The organism is Acidithiobacillus sp. TH-A36 (genome assembly GCF_057473445.1).
Genome location: NZ_JBYCKP010000552.1, coordinates 1 through 4,860 on the forward strand (window position 1 = coordinate 1; position 4,860 = coordinate 4,860).

General features: G+C 49.2%; 6 protein-coding genes. 1 reads left to right on the top strand and 5 read right to left on the bottom strand.

Features of this window, described 5'->3' with window-relative positions:
• A partial coding sequence (locus AC2VLY_RS14005; RefSeq protein ID WP_486922486.1) for a helicase-related protein occupies positions 1 to 590 on the top strand: 590 nt, incomplete at its 5' end.
• A gap of 12 nt (positions 591 to 602) precedes the next feature.
• Here AC2VLY_RS14005 and AC2VLY_RS14010 read toward each other — a convergent pair.
• The 5 genes from AC2VLY_RS14010 to AC2VLY_RS14030 all read right to left on the bottom strand — a co-directional run.
• Positions 603 to 926, bottom strand: coding sequence for a hypothetical protein (locus AC2VLY_RS14010; RefSeq protein ID WP_486922487.1), 324 nt, complete (start codon positions 924 to 926; stop codon positions 603 to 605).
• 181 nt (positions 927 to 1,107) lie between these two features.
• Positions 1,108 to 1,560, bottom strand: a complete 453-nt coding sequence (locus AC2VLY_RS14015; protein ID WP_486922489.1) for an endonuclease domain-containing protein — start codon at positions 1,558 to 1,560, stop codon at positions 1,108 to 1,110.
• A gap of 135 nt (positions 1,561 to 1,695) precedes the next feature.
• Positions 1,696 to 1,953 (bottom strand): hypothetical protein, encoded by a 258-nt coding sequence (locus AC2VLY_RS14020; protein ID WP_486922490.1) that lies wholly within the window; start codon positions 1,951 to 1,953, stop codon positions 1,696 to 1,698.
• Between the two features lie 128 nt (positions 1,954 to 2,081).
• Positions 2,082 to 2,453 (bottom strand): type IV secretion system DNA-binding domain-containing protein, encoded by a 372-nt coding sequence (locus AC2VLY_RS14025; protein WP_486922491.1) that lies wholly within the window; start codon positions 2,451 to 2,453, stop codon positions 2,082 to 2,084.
• A gap of 242 nt (positions 2,454 to 2,695) precedes the next feature.
• On the bottom strand, positions 2,696 to 4,860 hold a 2,165-nt coding region (locus AC2VLY_RS14030), incomplete at its 5' end, for an HsdM family class I SAM-dependent methyltransferase (protein ID WP_486892344.1).

Here is a 4,860-nt window from a genome sequence, read left to right on the forward strand (position 1 = left end):
TCAGTACCAAAGCCATTCTATCGGCCTGCCAGCAAGAGGCCTTGCCCGCCATGCCGGTTTTACGCGGGGCGCAGTTGCTGCAGGGGAAAAGCCTGGAGTCTTCCCGAACCTTTTGGGAACAGAAATTCCCCGGCAAAACCGCTTTTCTGCATGGACAAATGACGGACGGTGAAAAGGCTGCCGCCCTGGAGGGGTTTCGCTCAGGCCAAACGCCCCTGCTGATAGCGAGCAATATTGTCGAGGTCGGCATCGACGTGCCTGGCGCGGAAACCGTGGTGGTGGCCGATGCTGACCGCATGGGGGTCGCCAGTCTCGTGCAAATTCGTGGGCGCGTAGGGCGACATGGAGAACCGGGTTACTGTTTCTTTTTGGGTTCCGCACGAGACCATGACGCCATGCAACGGCTCGAAAAAATTGCCCGCGAAGAGAATGATGAGCAACTGGCTATTCAGGATTTTCTCGAGCGCGGTTTTGGGAGTGCGGGCCAGGCACAATCCGGGAATGCCGCGCGCCTGTTCCGTCTGCCCAGAGACGCCCGTTTATTTTTGAAAGTCGCGCAAATCCGAGCATCCATAGCGCTGCAGCATTAAGTCCAGCGGTCGTTACTGCAGTTCTTCAATCAATGCTTTGAACATGCGGTCGAAAATAATCCCTCTACGCGACATGTACCACTGCCAGACGCCCGCAGCAGCCAAAATAAGAATCCCGACACCATGTGCGAAACACGCCACGATACCAAACAGAAAAAGCCACATTCTCCAATGACCAAATGGATCATAAACATCGCTCAATTGCGCCACTTCCGTAACACCAGCGGGATTGTGCGTCTGTATGGCGACCAACCTTCCTTCGCTCGCGGATTTTCCTGCAAATATCGTGGCAACTCGTGAGCCTGCGCGAATATTATTCAGATGCTTGCGCAGCAATATCGACCTTTCCTCTCCATCATCATTTCGCACAAATATATGCGTTCGATCTATCTGACGGATGGCTCAGCTCGCATGTGTCACAATTTTCGGTTTGCTTTCCATGGAAATAACTTCTCCATTTTCCGCAGACAGAAAATATTCCTGTTTACCCGCTTTAAATGTACCTTTGCGCATTTTGTTAATCGCTTCCTGTGCAGTTCAAGCCATTCGGCCTCTGCAGTGCCTGCTCAATCTGCTCGATAATTTTGTCCATGTCCTTGCGGATATCTTTCGCCGTATAGTGCAAAATTCGCCAGCCATTAAGAACCAACAAATTACGACGCTCTCTATCCCGCTGGTGGTCCCGCAAAAACTTGCCGTGATACTGCCAGCCGTCTGCTTCAATACCCAAACGATGTGACGGAAAAGCAATGTCGATGAGAAACTTGCGATTTGCCAGTGGCTTGTATTCCCGGCGGGCGTTCGGCCATCGTCTGGAAATGACCGGCCACAGGATGGCTTCAATCGGTGAACATTCTACTGAACAGGATTTTTTCGATGCACGCGCACGGCGCTGAGGCTGTGTAGATTGTGCATTGATAGCACGTTGACATGATGTGGGTAACTGCCGGGGACTGCGGACTCTGAGCATGCCTATCCTTTTCCAATGTGAATAGATTGTAATATGGCATGCGCTTTAACGCAGTCGGTGAAGAATAACCGCCTTTTTTCGTGTTTTTTTAGAATTCTTTTTAAACAACCCACGGGACAGACTGCGCGTTAATGTCTACTTCGGACGATGCCCCATGAGCGCCTTGGACAGAATAGCATTATCAACTTGGGGAGATGGCGAATATGTCCGAGAAGTAGCAACCGGTGACGATACAGAGTGCTTTGCAGTATGTGATGCAGGCATAAAGTAACAGAACGCGAAAATACCAAAAGCAATAGCACCGATCCACGCAAGATTGACAGGCAGCATGCATAAGAAAAAACGCAAGTCACCACCTTTACCAGATATAGACGTGTGCGAAACATCATCCATAAATCACCTCCAATAGGAAATTAACGGTTTTTGGAATAGCCTCAACTAACTGTATCAATATATCATGGCCTACCCAGTCAGTTACTGACACGCATTACGGAAACGCCATCCATCACACATCTTAATTTTTAATCAGCGTATCGGGTTGCCCCACGGTGATCTACAGAATTGAAGCGCCGATTGAGATGCGCAAGCATGGTAATGCAAATGCTTTTTGCCGTTACTGAATCCGGATATCCAGAAATCAATGTGATAGCCTCCGGATCCTCTGATTGGACAATGCGTTTCAGTGTATCCGCATCTGCAAGTACGGCATTCGCACGTTCTTGCAGTTGCGGAAATCCCCAAGTTTCGCCCTGTTTTTTGTCCATGTCAGAAATGATCGCTGCCGTTAATCTGCGCGCCCCAATCACCCAAAAGGGATCTTCGCCATTGTTTGGAATGAGTTGCTGTGCCAAGATCTCCGCATGTTGCTGTGTGGATAAATTGATGTTTTGCATAAAAACTCCTGTTCGGTGTGCATACGTCATTGGACAGTCAGGACCGGATAAATCAGCAGTCCACGAAAGCCTGTACAGATTCACACACAACAAATGAGGAATGGTTTGAAATAACCGCTTCTTTTCTCGTTTTTTCCAAGTAAGTGATGCGGCCCGCGCCGTTGTGCCATGACGCAAACCAAGCACAGACCATTTCACTTACAGCCTCAGACGCACGATCTAGCCGGTCCTTGGCGTCGCCGCTACATCATAAACTTTGACAGGCTCTGCTTTCTTTGCAGGAAGTCTTCGTGAAAATCGGTCCACGCTTGCATCAGTTCAAAGTCGAATTCACCGGTTGTTGTAATAGGCAGATTAATTTCCAAGTCGGCCATGATGGCCAACGACGCACGAAAATCCCGGTCCAGTCCCAAGTCGATGCCAGCGAGTCGGATTTGTCGTGCTAGATAATGTGGCTCAATATCATTGACTAAGATGGCAACTTCACCGCAATGATCCGTAATAGCGTAAATTTCGCCCGGCGGAACGCCGCGACAGTCAAAATCTGTGTCTATACCCCACAGCGCACCACCAAAAGTATGCCCTCCAGCATTAGCATTCGGAACAAACCCGAAAGGCTTACGGACATTGGCGCTAAACAGGGGGACACCCGTCCGCTTCTCAAACACATCTTTTTTTAGAACCCGACTTCCAATGCGCAGCGCAAAAAGGTTTTCCTCTCCAAGTCTCACTGTTTTTATGTCAAATGGATCTCGAGGTGTGTCTACATCTTTTTGTTCAGCCAAAAACTTCGCAACCAGCGCTTGCAGGTCGAACATCCTCGCATCAAATGCGATCTTCTCGGCAACGGGGTCTTCCAAGGAAACCAGTAGGCCGAGGGCTCTCGCATCTTCCTTCGACCATGCATGTCTAACATTAAAGGTTCTGGATCCGAATGCCACGGCATCGACAAGCGAGGCCCGCCTGGACGCGGTCTTCAGTCCAGCCTGATGCATCCTGTATGACTGTACCAAGTCAGGCAAATCATTGGGCGCAATAGGAAATCGCTTAGCATCACGCGTCTCCCCAATCTCTCCGACCGCGTAGATCAGAATCTTTTCCTGCTGAAGGATTTTCGCAAGTTCAGTTGTGGACAACAGCCTGTCCCGCTTTTTCATGTGGAGGATCACCACGCGCTTTGGCGTGTTAAAGAAAGTACGCTCAGGCAACAATGCAACAAGATCTACGCGGCAATTCTGAAGTATCCACTTCCGCAACATTTCATCCGGCGTCCTGAGAAGAAAAGCTTCTGGCAACAGCACCCATGCATCCCCACTCTTTTTAAGAGCCTGGACGATATACTGTACGAACAAGCCCTCAACACCGCTGTACTTTCTAGCGAAGTATGCACTTCGTTTTGCATTTTTGTGTATCAGCTTCCTGAAATCGGCAGATCCGGATACGACAAATGGAGGATTGGTAATAATGACATCGAATTTCTCTTTATCCATCCGATCCAAGCTGCCCAGAGCCGTATTCTCGGTACAGACAAATACATTGTTCAGCCACTTGGCAAACTCTGCAATTCGCCCGGGCTGTTCCGCAAGCATGTCTCCGCAGTGCACCAATGCATTGGCTTTCGCGAGGATCGATGTTTTTGGCACTAACTCAAACGAATGCCATTCATGTTTCGGCTGGAGTGTATTGCCATGAAGCGTCCATTGTGCTTCCAAATCGCGCGCCATCGGCTCCAGAATAAACCCACCAACACCAGCGGCTGGGTCACAGATCGACTTCCCGGCAGACATGGTGGCAATCCCGGCCATATCGTGAACTGAGCCAACCACCTTACGCGGGGTGAAAAATTGCCCATATGTGCTAGTGGTGTCACTTTCCTGCAGGAATGTCTCATAAAGACGGGTTTTGAATTCCGGATCTGTATTCTTCAGTGATCCAAATCGGACAAACTTCTTCAGGAGTTCATGGAAAATAATATTATGGTCCCGATTCTCTTTCTGCAGCACGATACCGTTAATAACGCTATATCCGTCCATGCCTTCTGGAAAAAGCTCTTTGATGTACGGGCGGACCACCGTAAAGTATTCCTTGAGTACGGCGTCACGGTTCAGTTCCAGCAGGTAATCCAAGGATACATCCCGTCCCTTGCTGTCCTTGCGCATCAATCCCAAGTCATTCAAAAATTTGTAAATAAAAAGCTCTACAAAAGTCGCCAAGCAATCTTCCGGCTTATCTGCCTTCAAGCGCCAAATTGTTTGCCAGACGCTGGCCGATAGAGCGGTAGGATTGACCTTTTTGTTTTCAAGGACCAGACCAGTCCGTGGATCGAAATTCTTGATGACATAAAGGATCTCGGCGACCACTGTCTCATCATCGAAGTTGAGAACCTGCGGCATAGGTTTGCCATCTT